The sequence below is a fragment of the Cronobacter muytjensii ATCC 51329 genome, from assembly GCF_001277195.1.
Classification (GTDB): domain Bacteria; phylum Pseudomonadota; class Gammaproteobacteria; order Enterobacterales; family Enterobacteriaceae; genus Cronobacter; species Cronobacter muytjensii.
Window position 1 is genome coordinate 3,224,460 of the sequence record NZ_CP012268.1, and the last position, 16,537, is coordinate 3,240,996.

At 56.1% G+C, this 16,537-nt stretch carries 14 protein-coding genes; 9 read left to right on the forward strand and 5 right to left on the reverse strand.

Features of this window, described 5'->3' with window-relative positions; all coding sequences use genetic code 11:
* Window positions 1-12: 12 nt before the first annotated feature.
* A complete protein-coding gene (gene aceE / locus AFK63_RS14850) occupies window positions 13-2,676 on the reverse strand; it encodes a pyruvate dehydrogenase (acetyl-transferring), homodimeric type (RefSeq protein WP_038864790.1) in 2,664 nt (887 codons plus the stop codon).
* Window positions 2,677-2,930: 254 nt separating this feature from the next.
* Entirely contained in the window at window positions 2,931-3,695 is a 765-nt protein-coding gene (gene pdhR, locus AFK63_RS14855; protein WP_038864792.1) for a pyruvate dehydrogenase complex transcriptional repressor PdhR, read from the reverse strand.
* A 541-nt stretch (window positions 3,696-4,236) separates the two neighbouring features.
* Between pdhR and aroP the strand changes: the two genes are divergently transcribed.
* The 3 genes from aroP to AFK63_RS14870 all read left to right on the forward strand — a co-directional run bounded on the left by aroP (window position 4,237) and on the right by AFK63_RS14870 (window position 8,127).
* Complete coding sequence (aroP, locus tag AFK63_RS14860; protein ID WP_038864895.1) at window positions 4,237-5,607, forward strand: aromatic amino acid transporter AroP; 1,371 nt, start codon at window positions 4,237-4,239, stop codon at window positions 5,605-5,607.
* Window positions 5,608-5,763: 156 nt separating this feature from the next.
* Complete coding sequence (locus tag AFK63_RS14865) at window positions 5,764-7,164, forward strand: glycoside-pentoside-hexuronide (GPH):cation symporter (RefSeq protein ID WP_038864798.1); 1,401 nt, start codon at window positions 5,764-5,766, stop codon at window positions 7,162-7,164.
* Window positions 7,165-7,173: 9 nt separating this feature from the next.
* Window positions 7,174-8,127 (forward strand): glycoside hydrolase family 43 protein, encoded by a 954-nt coding sequence (locus tag AFK63_RS14870; RefSeq protein WP_038864802.1) that lies wholly within the window; start codon window positions 7,174-7,176, stop codon window positions 8,125-8,127.
* A gap of 18 nt (window positions 8,128-8,145) precedes the next feature.
* Here AFK63_RS14870 and ampE read toward each other — a convergent pair whose 3' ends face one another.
* Both ampE and ampD read right to left on the reverse strand, forming a co-directional pair.
* Window positions 8,146-9,000: a beta-lactamase regulator AmpE gene (gene ampE / locus AFK63_RS14875; protein ID WP_038864803.1), complete on the reverse strand. Its 855-nt coding sequence runs from the start codon at window positions 8,998-9,000 to the stop codon at window positions 8,146-8,148.
* Window positions 8,997-9,560, reverse strand: coding sequence for a 1,6-anhydro-N-acetylmuramyl-L-alanine amidase AmpD (ampD, locus tag AFK63_RS14880; protein WP_038864804.1), 564 nt, complete (start codon window positions 9,558-9,560; stop codon window positions 8,997-8,999). Before ampD ends, ampE begins: the two co-directional genes overlap by 4 nt.
* 87 nt (window positions 9,561-9,647) lie before the next feature.
* On the opposite strand from ampD, the gene nadC reads away from it, so the two are divergent.
* The 4 genes from nadC (at window position 9,648) to hofC (ending at window position 13,826) form a co-directional block, all read left to right on the forward strand.
* Window positions 9,648-10,538: a carboxylating nicotinate-nucleotide diphosphorylase gene (nadC, locus tag AFK63_RS14885; RefSeq protein ID WP_038864805.1), complete on the forward strand. Its 891-nt coding sequence runs from the start codon at window positions 9,648-9,650 to the stop codon at window positions 10,536-10,538.
* 264 nt (window positions 10,539-10,802) lie between these two features.
* Window positions 10,803-11,237 carry a prepilin peptidase-dependent pilin gene (gene ppdD, locus AFK63_RS14890; protein ID WP_038864809.1) on the forward strand — a complete coding sequence of 145 codons (435 nt, stop codon included), beginning with the start codon at window positions 10,803-10,805 and terminating at the stop codon, window positions 11,235-11,237.
* A gap of 14 nt (window positions 11,238-11,251) precedes the next feature.
* Window positions 11,252-12,634 carry a type II secretion system protein GspE gene (gspE, locus tag AFK63_RS14895; RefSeq protein WP_038864812.1) on the forward strand — a complete coding sequence of 461 codons (1,383 nt, stop codon included), beginning with the start codon at window positions 11,252-11,254 and terminating at the stop codon, window positions 12,632-12,634.
* Complete coding sequence (gene hofC / locus AFK63_RS14900) at window positions 12,627-13,826, forward strand: protein transport protein HofC (RefSeq protein WP_038864815.1); 1,200 nt, start codon at window positions 12,627-12,629, stop codon at window positions 13,824-13,826. The genes gspE and hofC overlap by 8 nt, the downstream gene beginning before the upstream one ends.
* Before the next feature lie 38 nt (window positions 13,827-13,864).
* On the opposite strand, the gene AFK63_RS14905 is transcribed toward hofC, so the two are convergent.
* The gene (locus AFK63_RS14905) at window positions 13,865-14,908 is read right to left on the reverse strand and encodes a GMP reductase (RefSeq protein WP_038864818.1); all 1,044 of its coding nucleotides are present in this window, start codon (window positions 14,906-14,908) and stop codon (window positions 13,865-13,867) included.
* Window positions 14,909-15,173: 265 nt separating this feature from the next.
* Here AFK63_RS14905 and coaE point away from each other — a divergent pair, with 265 nt between their 5' ends.
* Together coaE and zapD are read left to right on the forward strand one after the other, a co-directional pair.
* Complete coding sequence (gene coaE / locus AFK63_RS14910; RefSeq protein ID WP_038864822.1) at window positions 15,174-15,794, forward strand: dephospho-CoA kinase; 621 nt, start codon at window positions 15,174-15,176, stop codon at window positions 15,792-15,794.
* A complete protein-coding gene (gene zapD, locus AFK63_RS14915; RefSeq protein WP_038864825.1) occupies window positions 15,794-16,537 on the forward strand; it encodes a cell division protein ZapD in 744 nt (247 codons plus the stop codon). The genes coaE and zapD overlap by 1 nt, the downstream gene beginning before the upstream one ends.

Below are 16,537 nucleotides of genomic sequence, written 5' to 3' on the forward strand. Positions count from 1 at the left end.
TTTCTTTACCTCTTATGCCAGACGCGGGTTGACTTTATCTGCATCGATATTGAATTTAGCGATGGCGTCAGCCACAACTTTCTTATCGATTTCACCACGTTTAGCCAGTTCGCCCAGCGCTGCAACAACCACGTAGGAAGCATCAACTTCGAAGTGGTGGCGCAGGTTTTCGCGGCTGTCAGAGCGGCCAAAGCCGTCGGTGCCCAGTACGCGATAATCGTCAGCCGGTACATAAGTACGAACCTGCTCGGCGAACAGTTTCATATAGTCGGTGGATGCCACCGCCGGCGCATCGTTCATCACCTGAGCGATGTACGGAACGCGCGGGGTTTCCAGCGGGTGCAGCATGTTCCAGCGCTCGCAATCCTGACCGTCACGAGCCAGCTCAGTGAAGGAGGTCACGCTGTAGACATCGGAGCCCACGCCGTATTCTTTCGCCAGGATCTGCGCGGCTTCGCGTACGTGACGCAGGATAGAGCCGGAGCCGAGCAGCTGAACTTTACCTTTCGCGCCTTCAACGGTTTCGAGTTTGTAGATACCTTTACGGATACCTTCCTCGGCGCCCTGCGGCATAGCCGGCATGTGGTAGTTTTCGTTCAGCGTAGTGATGTAGTAATACACGTTCTCCTGCGCTTCACCGTACATACGCTGCAGACCGTCATGCATGATGACAGCAACTTCATAAGCGTAAGCCGGATCGTAGGAGATGCAGTTCGGAATCGTCAGAGACTGAATATGGCTGTGACCATCTTCGTGCTGCAGACCTTCGCCGTTAAGCGTGGTACGACCGGAGGTGCCGCCGATCAGGAAGCCGCGCGCCTGCTGGTCGCCCGCTGCCCAGCACAGGTCGCCGATACGCTGGAACCCGAACATGGAGTAGTAGATATAGAACGGGATCATCGGCAGGTTGTTGGTGCTGTAAGAGGTCGCAGCCGCCAGCCAGGAAGAACCTGCGCCCAGCTCGTTGATCCCTTCCTGCAGAATCTGACCTTTCTCGTCTTCTTTGTAGTACGCCACCTGCTCACGGTCCTGCGGGGTGTACTGCTGGCCGTTCGGGCTGTAGATACCGATCTGACGGAACAGACCTTCCATACCGAAGGTACGGGCTTCGTCGGCAATGATAGGAACCAGACGGTCTTTGATAGACGGGTTCTTCAGCATTACGTTCAGTGCACGTACGAAAGCGATAGTGGTGGAGATCTCTTTGCTCTGCTCATCCAGCAGGGAGCGGAAATCTTCCAGCGCCGGCAGCTCCAGCTTCTCGGTGAAGTTAGGCTGACGAGACGGCAGGTAACCGTGCAGCGCCTGACGGCGTTCGTGCAGGTACTTGTGCTCTTCAGAGCCTTCCGGGAAGGTGATGTACGGCAGTTTTTCCAGGTCTTCATCGGCCACCGGCACGCTGAAGCGGTCACGGACATAGCGAACGCCGTCCATGTTCATCTTCTTCACCTGGTGAGCGATGTTTTTACCTTCGGCGGTGTCGCCCATGCCGTAACCTTTAACGGTGTGAGCAAGGATAACGGTCGCTTTGCCTTTGGTTTCTTTCGCTTTCTTGAATGCAGCGTAGATTTTCTTCGGATCGTGGCCGCCGCGGTTCAGCGCCCAAATCTCATCGTCAGACCAGTCTGCAACCAGTGCTGCCGTCTCCGGATATTTACCGAAGAAGTGCTCACGCACATAGGCGCCGTCTTTGGATTTGAAGGTCTGATAGTCGCCGTCAACGGTTTCGTTCATCAGCTGAATCAGTTTGCCGCTGGTGTCTTTACGCAGCAGCTCGTCCCAACGGGAGCCCCACATGACCTTAATGACGTTCCAGCCGGCGCCGTCGAAGATGCCTTCCAGTTCGTTGATGATTTTGCCGTTACCGGTGACCGGGCCATCCAGACGCTGCAGGTTGCAGTTGATGACGAAGACCAGGTTGTCCAGTTTTTCGCGGGTCGCGATGGTGATGGCGCCTTTAGATTCCGGCTCGTCCATCTCGCCGTCGCCGAGGAACGCGTAAACGGTCTGCTCAGAGGTATCTTTCAGGCCGCGGTGTTCCAGATATTTCAGGAACTTCGCCTGGTAGATAGCGCCGATCGGGCCCAGGCCCATGGATACGGTCGGGAACTGCCAGAATTCCGGCATCAGTTTCGGGTGCGGATAAGAAGACAGACCGTTGCCGTGCACTTCCTGACGGAAGTTATTCATCTGCTCTTCGGTCAGGCGGCCTTCAATGAAAGCACGTGCGTAAACGCCCGGAGAGATGTGGCCCTGGAAGTACACCAGGTCGCCGCCGTCTTTGTCGTTGCGCGCGCGGAAGAAGTGGTTAAAGCACACTTCGTAGATGGTCGCGGAAGACTGGAAGGAGGCCATGTGGCCGCCGAGCTCGAGGTCTTTTTTAGACGCGCGCAGCACGGTCATGATGGCGTTCCAGCGGATAGCAGAACGAATACGGCGCTCCAGCTCCAGATTACCCGGGTATTCCGGCTCTTCTTCAACGGGGATGGTATTGATGTACTGACGGGCTGCACTGCCCGCCGCTACTTTCACACCGCCTTTACGAGCTTCGGAAAGCAGCTGATCGATCAGATACTGAGCGCGCTCAACACCTTCTTCACGGATTACCGATTCGATCGCCTGTAGCCAGTCGCGAGTTTCGATCGGATCCACGTCATTTTGTAAACGTTCTGACATGGGGGTATTCCTTATCATCTATCTAATACGTTGATTAATCTGGAACCTGTCCCATTGCACTCTATGCTCTTACAGCGTCCGGCTGCTCCACCGGTGGCTACGCGTGCGCCCTGCAAAGGGGTTCGCCGCTTACCGCCGCGATGCAACCTGAACGACGTGCACTTAACAAAGCGCAATAAGACAGGTTCTGGGTTTAGTTGCCGCGCTTCAATGGCGCTTTTGGTACAAATCTTCCGGCAAAAACCGGAAAAATATTAATTCTTACGTTGCTCCAGACGACGCAGCGAGCGTTCACGACGACTCTGCTCACGGCTGCGGTCCAGCAAAATATCTTCAATGAACGCCAGGTGGCGATGCGACGCTTCTCGCGCCTGCTCCGGCTCTCCCGCCATAATCGCCTCGTAGATACGGGTGCGATGGCTGCTGACCAGCGGCAGCATTTCACGGCGCGCGTAGAGCAATTCGAAGTTTTGACGCACGTTTTGCGCCAGCATCGGCTCCATGCAGCGTAGCAGATGAAGCAGCACTACATTATGAGCGGCTTCCGTGACGGCTATCTGATACTGCAGCACAGCGTTGGATTCCGCGTCTAAATCGCCAGACTCCTGGGCGCGCTCGATAGCCTGATGGCATTCGCTGATACGCGTTTTGTCTTCATCCGTACTGCGAAGCGCCGCGTAGTATGCCGCGATGCCTTCCAGCGCGTGACGCGTCTCAAGAAGATCAAACTGGGATTCGGGATGGTCAGAGAGGAGTTCCACCAGCGGGTCGCTGAAGCTTTGCCAGAGCGTATTCTGGACAAAAGTACCGCCGCCCTGGCGACGAAGCAGCAGTCCCTTCGCTTCGAGACGCTGAATTGCCTCTCGCAGGGAGGGTCGGGAAACGTCGAACTGTTTGGCCAGTTCGCGCTCAGGAGGCAGTTTTTCGCCGGGACGCAACGTCCCTTCGAGGATCAAAAACTCCAGTTGCTGCTCAATCACATCGGAAAGTTTTGGTTGGCGGATTTTGCTGTAGGCCATTATTCCCTGTCTCTGCCATTCGCCCGGAGTCAATTGGTATGACCAATTTAACGTTCGTGTTGCTAAAGTAACAAAGTATTCACCTTCTGTCCATCCTGGTTTTGATTGAAATCAGGAAAGCCCGCATATTTTAACAATCATAAAGAAATAACGTTTCAGAAATGTAACTCCGGGCAAATGAACCTGTTACCTCCAAAGCGGTAGTTTTAACTTTAATGAAACGTAAAGCTTTGCAACCTGAACCGATTCATTAGTTTAAAATATGAATATCCATGCATTATTCTCGCTTAAAATAAATTGAAGTGCCCGCGTGCTGAATAAACGCAGCGATTTACAAATGGTTTCTTTTTATTCACTCCGCTTGATACCCCTGAGAAAGCAGGTGCATTTGGCAGCGCTTATCACTATTCTTGGCGCTGCGGTAGTCGTTATTACAAATTTCATCCTTATTGGCTGTAAAGAAAAGACTACACACAGCGACATAACAACATTACAGCAGCGTCACGCTGCGGATAAAAACAACCACACACGAGGTTTTATGATGGAAGGTCAACAGCACGGCGACACGCTGAAGCGCGGCCTCAAAAACCGCCATATTCAGCTTATCGCGCTGGGTGGTGCTATCGGTACGGGCCTGTTTCTGGGCAGCGCCTCCGTAATCCAGTCCGCAGGGCCGGGGATTATTCTCGGTTACGCTATTGCGGGTTTTATTGCCTTTCTGATCATGCGCCAGCTTGGCGAAATGGTCGTGGAAGAACCGGTTGCAGGCTCTTTTAGCCATTTTGCTTATAAATACTGGGGCGGTTTCGCAGGCTTCGCCTCCGGCTGGAACTACTGGGTGCTGTATGTGCTGGTGGCGATGGCTGAGCTAACGGCGGTGGGTAAATATATCCAGTTCTGGTGGCCGGAAATCCCGACGTGGGCTTCTGCCGCCGTCTTCTTTGTGGTTATCAACGCCATCAACCTCACAAACGTCAAAGTGTTCGGCGAAATGGAATTCTGGTTCGCCATTATTAAAGTCATCGCGGTAGTCGCGATGATCCTCTTCGGCGCCTGGCTGCTGTTTAGCGACACCGCCGGCCCGCAGGCGACAGTTCGCAACTTGTGGGATCAGGGCGGCTTCCTGCCGAACGGCGTCTCCGGGCTGGTCATGATGATGGCGATTATCATGTTCTCTTTTGGCGGGCTTGAGCTGGTCGGCATCACGGCGGCGGAAGCGGACGAGCCGGAAAAAAGCATTCCGAAAGCCACCAATCAGGTTATCTATCGTATTCTGATCTTCTATGTGGGCTCGCTGGCGGTGCTGCTCTCCCTGCTGCCGTGGACGCGCATCACCGCAGACACCAGCCCGTTCGTGCTGATTTTCCATGAACTCGGCGACTCGCTGGTAGCCAACGCGCTTAACATCGTGGTGCTGACCGCGGCGCTCTCTGTCTATAACAGCTGCGTTTACTGCAACAGCCGTATGCTGTTCGGCCTCGCCAAACAGGGCAACGCGCCGCAGGCGCTGCAAAAAGTCGACAAGCGCGGCGTGCCTGTGAATACCATTCTGGTATCTGCAGCCTTTACCGCGCTGTGCGTGCTGATTAACTATCTGGCCCCGCAGGAAGCCTTCGGCCTGCTGATGGCGCTGGTGGTCTCCGCGCTGGTGATTAACTGGGCGATGATTAGCCTGGCCCATATGCGTTTTCGCCGCGCCAAACAGCAGCAGGGCGTCACGCCACGTTTCCCGGCGCTGCTCTATCCGGCCGGTAACTGGCTGTGCCTGATCTTCATGGCGGCGGTGCTGGTCATCATGCTGATGACGCCGGGCATGGCGATCTCCGTGTGGCTGATCCCGGTATGGCTGGTTATTCTCGGTATCGGCTATATCGTGAAAGAGAAAAAAGCGAAAGCGGCGCACGCCCGTTAAGCGTCCAAACCCTCGCCCGACCGGGTGAGGGTTGTTACCTTCCTCACAAATTCTTCCGCACAACACGATTATCCATCTCTGCGACCTATTACTGCTGCGCAGTTTGCCTGCAGTCGAATAATACTTCTGTCCATATTATTCACCGGAGATGTGTCGATGGAAAACAGCAGACTCTCTGTCAAAGAAAAAATCGGCTACGGAATGGGTGACGCCGGATGCAATATTATCTTTGGCGCCATCATGTTGTTTGTTAACTACTTCTATACCGATATTTTTGGCCTTGCCCCTGCCCTGGTTGGCGTATTGCTTCTCTCTATTCGCGTTATCGACGCAGTGACCGACCCTATTATGGGTGCCATTGCTGACCGCACCCGCAGCCGCTTCGGGCGTTTTCGTCCATGGCTGTTGTGGATTGCGTTCCCCTATGCCCTGTTCAGCGTGCTGATGTTTACCACCCCGGACTGGAGCTACAGCAGCAAAGTTGTCTATGCCTTTGTGACCTACTTTCTGCTCTCCATTACCTATACCGCTATCAACATCCCCTACTGCTCGCTTGGCAGCGTGATTACTAACGACCCGAAAGAGCGCGTCGCCTGTCAGTCTTACCGCTTCGTGATGGTAGGGATCGCCACCCTTCTGCTTTCCCTGACCCTGCTGCCGATGGTTGACTACTTTGGCGGCGGCGATAAAGCCAAAGGCTATCAGATTGCCATGACCATTCTGGCGTTGATTGGCATGTGCATGTTTCTGTTCAGCTTCGCTACGGTACGCGAGCGCATTCGTCCGGCCGTTCCAACCAATGACGATTTAAAAGCCGATCTTAAAGACGTCTGGAAAAACGACCAGTGGGTGCGCATCCTGCTGCTGACCATCTGCAACGTCTGCCCTGGCTTTATCCGCATGGCGGCCACCATGTATTACGTCACTTGGGTGATGCAGCAAAGCACCAGCTTCGCCACGCTGTTTATCAGCCTCGGCGTGGTCGGCATGATGCTCGGCAGCACGCTGGCTAAAGTGCTGACCGACCGCTGGTGCAAGCTGAAAGTCTTCTTCTGGACCAACATCGTGCTGGCGATTTTCTCCTGCGGTTTCTACTTCCTGAACCCGCACGCCACCGTGCTGATTGTGGTGATGTATTTCCTGCTAAACGTGCTGCACCAGATCCCGTCGCCGCTGCACTGGTCGCTGATGGCGGACGTGGATGATTACGGCGAGTGGAAAACCGGCAAACGCATTACTGGCATCAGCTTCTCCGGCAATCTCTTTTTCCTGAAGCTGGGGCTGGCTATCGCAGGCGCGCTGGTAGGCTTTTTGCTCTCCTGGTATGGATATGACGCGGGCGCTAAAGCCCAGAGCGCGAGCGCCCTTAACGGCATCGTCATGCTGTTTACCGTGATCCCGGGCGTCGGGTATCTGATTACCGCAGGCGTTGTGCGGATGCTGAAAGTGGACCGCGAACTGATGGCGCGTATTCAGAGCGACCTGGAAAAACGCCGCGAAAATTACCGCGAACTTGCTGAATACCAGCAGACCAAACCTGTGGAAGTTAAACCTTAAGGAGCGATGATGAATACTTCTCCCTGGCCGAATCCGCTGATTGAACAGCGCGCCGACCCGTTTATTCTGCGCCATCAGGGCCAGTACTACTTTATCGCCTCCGTGCCGGAATATGACCGGCTGGAGATCCGCCGCGCGCCGTCTATCGAGTCTCTGCGTCATGCCGCACCCGCGGTAGTCTGGCGTAAGCCGGACACCGGCCCGATGAGCGAGCTTATCTGGGCCCCGGAGCTGCACCATATCCAGGGCAAATGGTACATCTACTTCGCCGCCGCCCCGACGCGCGGGCTGAAAGACAATATGTTCCAGCACCGGATGTATGTCCTGGAGTGTGCAGACAGCGATCCGCTGACCGGCACCTGGGTGGAAAAAGGCCAAATCCAAACGCCGTATGACACCTTCTCGCTGGACGCGACGACGTTCGAGCATCAGGGCAAACTCTGGTATTTGTGGGCGCAGAAAGCGCCCGATATTCCGGGCAACTCCAATTTGTACCTGTGTGAGATGGAAAACCCGTGGACGCTGAAAGGCGAACCGGTGATGTTGAGTAAGCCTGAGCTGGAGTGGGAGTGCCGCGGCTTTTTAGTCAATGAAGGCCCGGCGGTGGTGAAACATGGCGAGCGTTTGTTTATCGCCTACTCCGCGAGCGCTACTGATGAGAACTACTGCATGGGGCTGCTCTGGATAGATCAGGCGGCCGATATGCGTGATCTGCGCAACTGGCATAAATCGCCGCAGCCTGTCTTTACCACCAGTTATGAAAACCGACAGTACGGGCCTGGCCACAATAGCTTTACAACGACGCCGGACGGCCAGGATGTGCTGGTTTACCACGCGCGTAATTACACGGAAATCGAAGGCGATCCGCTCTGGGACCCGAACCGCCATACCCGCGTAAAGCTGGTTATCTGGGATGAAAACGGCATGCCGCAGTTTGGCGTACCGCCCGCCGATCACCCATAATGCCCCTCAACGGCGCGCTCACATGAGCGTGCCGTATATCGTCAGCAACGCCACCACGACCACAATCACCAGCGTCGCCTTTTTCGCCATCGATACCGCTGCTTTCGGCGTTTCCACTTTATCCACATGCGGCTCGCGCGCCAGCGCAAACTGCGCAAGACCGGTCAGTACCTGATACTGTGACGTAAAGCGATCAAGTAAAGAAGCGAACCACGCGGGGAGTGCTTTTTCACCGTGCCCGACCAGCGCATACACCACGCCTGCCAGACGCACCGGCACCCAGTCAAGGACATGCAGCACCGCATCGATGCCTGAAAGCAGTCGCTGGTGCGGCGTATGATGGCGGGCAACCCAGCTTTGCCAGGCGCGTAAAAAGGCGTAACCGGTCAGTGTGACCGGGCCCCACATGCCGCCCACAACAAACCAGAACATCGGTGCCAGGTAAAAACGGTAGTTTACCCACAGCAGACCGTTTTGCAGCTCGCGCAGGTACTCCCGCTCATCGCAGCCGGGCGGCACGCCGTGGATGAGTGTTAGTTCATACGCCATGTTTTCGCGCGCATGGGCGTCATCCTGGCTCGCCGCTTTGAGGTAGGCGTGATAGTGCCTGCGCACGCCACCCGCGCCGATGCACAGCACGCCGACGACAATCCAGAAAATCAACAGCGGCACATTGAAGAACCACCCTTCCAGGGCATGCAGACACAGGAAAACGACCAGCATCGCCAGCGCCGTCATGCCAAGCGTATAGAACAATGAAAAGCGGCGCACGCGGCGGAACAGCGGCTCGAGGCGATGATCCAGTTGCCAGTGCTCGCCCAGCTTGAAAAGCCGTTCGGCGATAAGCACCAGCAGCAGGGTGAAAAGCGTCATCTCATCTCCTTATCAGACGGGGCGGCCACCAGGGCGCGAAAGCGCTGCCAGTCAAAAGCCGGGCCGGGATCGGTTTTACGTTCAGGCGCGATATCGCTGTGACCGGTCATATGCCCCTTCATCGCCGGATACAGCGCCAGCAATGTGCGGGTAACCGCGGCCAACTGCCGGTACTGCGCATCGGTGTACGCCAGCGTGTCAGTACCTTCAAGCTCAATGCCGACAGAAAAATCGTTGCAGCGTTCGCGCCCCTGATAGCAGGATACGCCAGCATGCCAGGCACGTTTATTAAAAGGCACATACTGCACAATCTCACCGTCGCGCCGGATCAAGCAGTGGGCCGATACACGCAGGTGGGCGATGCCGGCAAAATAAGGGTGTGCGTCCGGGTCAAGCGTGCCGGCGAACAGCGCGTCAATCCACGGGCCGCCAAATTCCCCTGGCGGCAGGCTGATGTTATGCACCACCAGCAACGAAGGCGCTTCGTCCTCTGGTCGGCAATCATGATGCGGCGAGGGCGCGAGCCTGGCATCCACCAGCCAGCCATCTTTCACCTGCATGCGCAGTTCTCCTTTCTGTGGTACTCAAACTCGCTTCAGAGTAGCATGTTTCATTCTTTTGATTAGCCACCAATCTGGAGTTATATCATGCCGCCTCGCCGTTACAATCCGGACCATCGACGTGACGCGCTACTGGAAAGAATCACCCTGGATATCCCCGTTACCGTCGCTCAGGCTCTGCGTGAAGATCTCGGCGGCGAAACGGATGCCAGCCGCGATATTACTGCACAGTTGTTACCGCCAGACAGTCGCTCGCACGCGGTTGTCATTACGCGCGAAGCGGGTGTGTTCTGCGGCAAGCGCTGGGTTGATGAGGTATTTATCCAGCTTGGCGGCGATGTCAGCGTGACCTGGCGTGTGAATGATGGCGACAGCGTGCAGCCCGATCAGCCGCTTTTCGAACTCGAAGGTCCTTCCCGCGTGCTGTTGACCGGCGAGCGCACCGCGCTGAACTTCGTCCAGACGCTTTCTGGCGTCGCCAGCGAAGTGCGCCGGTACGTGGCGCTGCTGGAAGGTACCCATACTCAACTGCTCGACACCCGTAAAACTGTTCCGGGGCTGCGTAGCGCGCTGAAATACGCGGTGCTGTGCGGCGGCGGAGCGAATCATCGCCTCGGGCTTTCCGATGCGTTTCTGATTAAAGAAAACCATATTATTGCCTCCGGCTCGGTGCGCCAGGCAGTGGAAAAAGCGTTCTGGCTGCACCCGGACGTGCCGGTAGAAGTCGAAGTGGAATCGCTGGACGAGCTGGATGACGCCCTCAACGCTGGCGCAGATATCATCATGCTCGACAACTTTAACGTAGAGCAGATGCGTGCCGCGGTTAAGCGTACCGCAGGCCAGGCGCGGCTTGAGGTGTCTGGCAATGTCACGCTGGAAACGCTGCGTGAATTCGCCGAAACCGGCGTGGACTTCATTTCTGTCGGTGCATTGACTAAACATATTCGCGCGCTCGACCTCTCCATGCGCTTTCGCTAAAGCCGCGTTTCGCTAAATAACACCGGGCAGGTTTTCGCCTGCCCTCACCTTGCGCTTTATCATCAATTTTCTCCTCTGCCTTGTCCTGCTCTTTTTACAAGACACGCTTGTTTCTTAACGATTTTGCGAGACGTTACGCAACGGTGCTGTTGGGCTTTGCAACGGTATGAAATTCTTCTGAAGACAGATTCCTGAATCTGTTTGTCCTCCTGGTGACGCCTGTTATGGCCTGCCAAAGTGGCATCACCCACACAAGGAGGAAACATGAACAGACAAAGCGGCTTTACGTTGATTGAACTGATGGTGGTGATAGGCATCATCGCCATTCTTAGCGCTATTGGCGTACCGGCATATCAAAACTACCTTCGCAAAGCGGCGTTGACGGATATGCTGCAAACCGTCACCCCCTATCGCACCGCGATTGAGCTTTGCGTTATCGATCGCGGCGGGCTCAGCAGCTGTGATGCCGGCACCAATGGTATTCCCGCCCCCAAAACCACCCGCTATGTGAGCGAAATGACCGTCGCACAAGGCGTTATCAGCGTTACCGGCCAGGACAGCCTTAACGGTTTGTCAGTGACGCTGACGCCCCAGTGGAACACGGCTAACGGCATGGAAGGCTGGAAGCGAACCTGCGCTACCAGCGATACCGCATTGCAGCAGGCCTGCGAAGATGTCTTTCGCAGCACGCTACCTTAAGCGAGGGCTCCATGATGTCTCTCGATTATCTGCATACCTTATGCCAGCGCTATAACGCGCTGGTGCTGAATATCGACGACGCCACGGTACATATTGCCGTGGCGGGCGAACCCAGCGCTGAGCTGATGGACGCGCTGCGTTTTTCCACGCACCGGCATATTGATATTGAGTGCTGGAGCGCCGAGCGGCTGGAGAAAGAAAGACAGCTGGCGGCAGACCCGTTACGCCCTGCCGTACAGGAGGAAGGCGCTTCCGTTGTTCAGTTGATTGACCAGACGCTGCAACAGGGGCTGCAGCGACGCGCGTCTGATATTCATTTTGAACCCGCGGAAACGCATTACCAGATACGCTTTCGCATTGACGGCGTGTTACACGCGCTGCCGCCGCTGCCTGCGGCCCTTGCCAGCGCGCTTACCGCCCGCCTGAAAGTGCTTGGCAACCTCGATATCGCCGAGCGCAGACTGCCGCAGGATGGGCAGTTCAGTATTGTGCTTGCAGGCCGAACGGTCTCGTTTCGTATCTCTACCCTGCTTTGCCGCTGTGGCGAAAAAGTGGTTCTGCGTCTGCTACAACAAACGGAACAGCCGCTTGAGGTTCAGGCGCTGGGCCTGTCACATGCGCAGGAGACGCTTTTTTGCAACTCTTTGCAACGCCCACAGGGACTGATACTGGTTACGGGCCCCACCGGGAGCGGTAAAACCGTCACGCTGTATACCGCGCTCAGCGCGCTTAACGATCCGCAGGTAAATATCTGTAGCGTGGAAGATCCAGTAGAGATCCCTGTCACCGGGCTGAACCAGACACCCGTATTGCCCAAAGCGGGGCTCACCTTTCAGGCCGTGTTACGCGCCCTGTTAAGACAGGATCCGGATGTCATTATGATTGGCGAGATCCGCGATCTCGAAACTGCGGAAATTGCCGTTAAAGCGGCGCAGACCGGGCATCTGGTGCTTTCCACGCTACACACTAATTCCACAACGGAAACATTAGTGCGCCTTGAGCAAATGGGGCTGCCGCGCTGGATGCTCGCCTCCGCGCTGGAGCTGGTCATCGCGCAGCGTCTGGTCAGAAAGCTCTGCCCTTACTGTCGGGTATTTTCACCGGAGCCAGTAACGCTCCCGGCCTCGCTCTGGCCGCGCCCGCTTCACCCTTATAAGGCCTGCGGGTGCGAGCGCTGCTATGGTGGTTACTATGGCCGGATTGCGCTTTTCGAGCTGCTCAGCATCAACGCGGCGCTGCGCCAGACTGTCGCCAGCGGCGCGCCGCTTGATGAGATAGCTTCACAGGCGCGGGCGCAGGGCATGACCACGCTTTTTGAACATGGTTTACAGACGGTGGAGGCGGGACTAACTACGCTGGAAGAACTTTATCGCGTATCGGGTGCGCCGCATGGATAACCAGTTATGGCGCTGGCGCGGCGTGAATAAAGACGGCGTTAGCGATTCAGGCATGCTCTGGGCGCCGGACAGAATCAGCGCCTCGCTACAGTTAATGGATAGCGACGTTCACCCGTTAATGCTTAAGCGGGCAAGCATTAATAAACGCCACTGGGGCAGCGAGCACAGGATCCTGGTGATCCGCCAGCTGGCTGCGCTGCTACAGGCGGGCGTCAGTCTGACGCAGGGGCTGACCATGCTGGCGAGTCAGCATCCGGTGGCCCAATGGCAGGCGCTGCTTGGGCAACTGGCGCAGCAGCTAGGACGAGGGATCGCCTTTTCCGAGACGCTGCGCCAGTGGCCGGATATCTTTCCCCCGCTGTTTATCTCGCTCATGCATACGGGCGAGCTGACCGGAAAGCTGGACGTATGCTGTCAGCAACTGGCGCAACAGCAGGAAGATCAGCAAAAGCTAAGAAAACAGGTTATCAAGGCGCTGCGCTATCCAGCGTTCATTTTTATCGTCGCGCTGTTGCTGACGCTGGGTATGACCTGTTTTGTGCTACCGCAGTTTACGGCTATCTATCGCTCTTTTAATACCCCGCTACCGCTGGTAACACGCGCCGTGATCGCGCTTTCAGAAGGGTTAATGCAATATGCAATCTGGTGGCTCAGTCTGTTGCTGTTGGCTCCAGTGGTTATTGTCAGGCTGCGGCGCAGCCCGAAATGGCAGTTACGCGAAGCGGCGTGGCTTTTGAGAGTCCCGCTGTTCGGCCCGCTAATCCGCGGCCAGCAGCTAAGCCAGATTTATACGGTACTTTCATTGATGCAGCGCGCCGGCATTCCTTTGCTACAAAGCCTCGGCAGCGTGGAGGAAACGCTGACGTCGCCCTTATGGCAGCAGGCAGTCGGACGCGTCAAACAAGGTATTGCAGAAGGCTTGCCGTTATGGAAGGCGATGGAGCAGGAGGTGGTATTTACCGCGCTGTGTATTCAGTTGATTCGTACCGGAGAAGAGACCGGCGCACTGGATATTATGCTGGAGAAACTCGCCGGATGGCATCTTGGGCAAACGTCCGATCGCGCCCAGACGCTGGCGGCGACGCTGGAACCGCTGATGATGATGGTGATTGGACTCATTGTCGGCACGCTGGTGGTGGCGATGTATCTGCCTATATTCCGGCTGGGAGATGCGATGAGCGGGATGAATTAATGCTGGCGCAAGGGCTGCGCCAGCGTGAGATCAGCGCTTCAGAGGCTGTTGAATACCCGGTTTTCCTGCTCCTGCACGCGAATAAAAGTGGTGCGCTTGGTCAGCTCTTTAAGACGGGAGGCGCCGACGTAGGTACAGGCGGAACGCAGCCCGCCCAGAATATCGCGCGCCGTCTCTTCTACCGGCCCACGCAGCGGCAGCTTCACGGTTTTACCTTCTGCGGCACGGTATTGCGCGACACCGCCGACGTGACGGTTCATCGCAGATTCGGAACTCATACCATAGAAAAGCATGAATTTTTCGCCGTTCTGCTCAACGACGGTGCCGCCGCTTTCGTCGTGGCCTGCCAGCATACCGCCCAGCATCACGAAGTCTGCGCCGCCGCCAAAGGCTTTTGCTACATCACCGGGTACGGTACAACCGCCGTCGCTGATGATCTGTCCGCCGAGGCCGTGTGCGGCATCCGCGCATTCGATAACAGCCGAAAGCTGTGGATAGCCCACGCCGGTCTTAACACGCGTAGTGCAGACAGAGCCCGGACCAATACCGACCTTAACAATATCAGCGCCTGCCAGGATCAGCTCTTCGCACATTTCGCCAGTGACAACGTTACCGGCGATAATCGCTTTATCAGGCCAGGCGGCGCGCGCCTTCGCGACAAACTGAACGAAATGCTCCGAGTAGCCGTTCGCAACGTCGATACAGATAAACTGGAGCAACGGCGAAAGGGCGAGAATTTCTTTGGTTTTTTCAAAGTCAGCATCAGAGGTGCCGGTCGATACCATCACATGTTTCAGCACGGTAGATGGCACTGACTGAATGAATTCGCCCCACTCCTGCACGCTGTAATGCTTATGAACAGCGGTCAGAATATCGAAAGCCGCCAGCGCCTGCGCCATGCCAAAGGTACCGACCGTATCCATATTGGCAGCGATGATCGGAACACCAGACCATTGTACGCGGGAATGTTTAAAGGTGAACTGACGCTCAAGTTCAACATCAGAGCGACTTTTGAGGGTAGAGCGTTTCGGGCGGATAAGAACGTCTTTAAAACCTAACTTCAGATCTTCTTCAATACGCATGTGCGATTCCTGGGTTAATGGCGATGAGCGCGTAACGTGTGCGGCGGGACAACTGCCAACTCCAGTGACGTTATCATACGCACTAATAATGGCGCCGCAAGACTGCGAAAGCGCGCTTTTTTACGCTACAATCCTATAAATTTACCTTGTGCGCGAGGACGATAAACGAGGCCGCAGCCACCGTTTGCTTGCGCATCGCAACGCGATGAAATAACAGCTATTTCATGAGGCTTACGCATATTTTACGATTCGGGATAAAGGCTTTATGGTTTATACGGTAGCACTGACGGGCGGTATCGGGAGCGGCAAAAGTACAGTCGCCGACGCCTTTGCCCGTCTCGGCGTTACCGTAGTGGATGCTGATATCATCGCCCGCCAGGTGGTTGAGCCGGGCACCGCCGGATTAAACGCCATTATCTCCCGTTTCGGACAGACGATTTGCAACCCCGACGGCACGCTCAATCGCCGTGCGCTGCGTGAAATTATCTTCTCAACCCCGCAGGAAAAAGCCTGGCTTAACGGGCTTCTGCATCCGCTTATCCATCAACAGACGCAGGCTGAAATTGCGCATGCCGCTTCGGCGTATGTGCTTTGGGTCGTGCCGTTGCTGGTTGAAAATGAACTCCATACGAAGGCTAACCGCGTGCTGGTGGTGGACGTGACGCCAGAAACGCAGATACAGCGCACCATGCAGCGCGATGGAGTGTCCCGTGAGCATGCCGGGCAGATCCTGAACGCGCAGGCCAGCCGCGAGACCCGGTTAGCTGTCGCTGATGACGTTATAGATAATAACGGCTCGCCGGAAACGATAGTCGAAGATGTGGCACGTCTGCATCAACGCTATCTGCAACTGGCGGCGCAAGCCGTTCCACAGGAAAATAAGTAATGCAGACTCACGTTCTTTTTGAACACCCCCTGAATGAAAAAATGCGCACCTGGCTGCGTATCGAATTTCTCATCCAGCAAATGAAAGCGCTGCTGCCTGTTCGCGATCATGCCAGCGCGCTGCACTTCTTTCGCAATGCAGGCGATTTGCTGGACGTGTTTGAACGCGGGGACACCCGCACCGAACTGCTGAAAGAGCTGGAACGCCAGCAGCGTAAACTGCAAAGCTGGGCCGAAGTGCCGGGGGTCGATAACGAACGCATCGACGCACTGCGTCGGGAGCTCAAAGCGCGCAGTAGCGTCTTAATGGCAGCGCCCCGCCTGGGGCAGACGCTGCGTGAAGATCGTCTTATCGCACTGGTGCGCCAGCGCCTCAGTATTCCGGGCGGCTGCTGTAGCTTCGATTTACCGCTGCTGCACGTCTGGCTCTGCTCGCCGCAGGAAGAGCGCGATATTCAGGTGAGCAACTGGCTCGCCACGTTACAGCCCCTGACGCACACGCTGGAGATGATTCTGGATTTGATTCGTCAGTCTGCGCCGTTTCGTAAGCAAACCAGCCTGAACGGGTTTTATCAGGACAACGGCGATGATGCCGATCTGCTGCGCCTGCAGCTTCCGCTGGAAGAAGCGCTTTACCCACAGATTTCCGGCCATAAAAGCCGCTTCGCGATCCGCTTTATGCCGCTCGACAGCGAGCACGGGCGCGTACCGGAACGATTCGATTTTGAACTGGCCTGCTGTTAA

What these genes read in the sequence shown, in the direction of transcription:
- AFK63_RS14865 (WP_038864798.1), top strand. Translation starts at nt 5,764, where the DNA reads ATGGAAAACAGCAGACTCTCTGTCAAAGAAAAAATCGGCTACGGAATG.
- ampE (WP_038864803.1), bottom strand. Translation starts at nt 9,000, where the DNA reads ATGACGCTTTTCACCCTGCTGCTGGTGCTTATCGCCGAACGGCTTTTC.
- ppdD (WP_038864809.1), top strand. Translation starts at nt 10,803, where the DNA reads ATGAACAGACAAAGCGGCTTTACGTTGATTGAACTGATGGTGGTGATA.
- aroP (WP_038864895.1), top strand. Translation starts at nt 4,237, where the DNA reads ATGGAAGGTCAACAGCACGGCGACACGCTGAAGCGCGGCCTCAAAAAC.
- aceE (WP_038864790.1), bottom strand. Translation starts at nt 2,676, where the DNA reads ATGTCAGAACGTTTACAAAATGACGTGGATCCGATCGAAACTCGCGAC.
- coaE (WP_038864822.1), top strand. Translation starts at nt 15,174, where the DNA reads ATGGTTTATACGGTAGCACTGACGGGCGGTATCGGGAGCGGCAAAAGT.
- AFK63_RS14905 (WP_038864818.1), bottom strand. Translation starts at nt 14,908, where the DNA reads ATGCGTATTGAAGAAGATCTGAAGTTAGGTTTTAAAGACGTTCTTATC.
- zapD (WP_038864825.1), top strand. Translation starts at nt 15,794, where the DNA reads ATGCAGACTCACGTTCTTTTTGAACACCCCCTGAATGAAAAAATGCGC.
- gspE (WP_038864812.1), top strand. Translation starts at nt 11,252, where the DNA reads ATGTCTCTCGATTATCTGCATACCTTATGCCAGCGCTATAACGCGCTG.
- nadC (WP_038864805.1), top strand. Translation starts at nt 9,648, where the DNA reads ATGCCGCCTCGCCGTTACAATCCGGACCATCGACGTGACGCGCTACTG.
- ampD (WP_038864804.1), bottom strand. Translation starts at nt 9,560, where the DNA reads ATGCAGGTGAAAGATGGCTGGCTGGTGGATGCCAGGCTCGCGCCCTCG.
- pdhR (WP_038864792.1), bottom strand. Translation starts at nt 3,695, where the DNA reads ATGGCCTACAGCAAAATCCGCCAACCAAAACTTTCCGATGTGATTGAG.
- AFK63_RS14870 (WP_038864802.1), top strand. Translation starts at nt 7,174, where the DNA reads ATGAATACTTCTCCCTGGCCGAATCCGCTGATTGAACAGCGCGCCGAC.
- hofC (WP_038864815.1), top strand. Translation starts at nt 12,627, where the DNA reads ATGGATAACCAGTTATGGCGCTGGCGCGGCGTGAATAAAGACGGCGTT.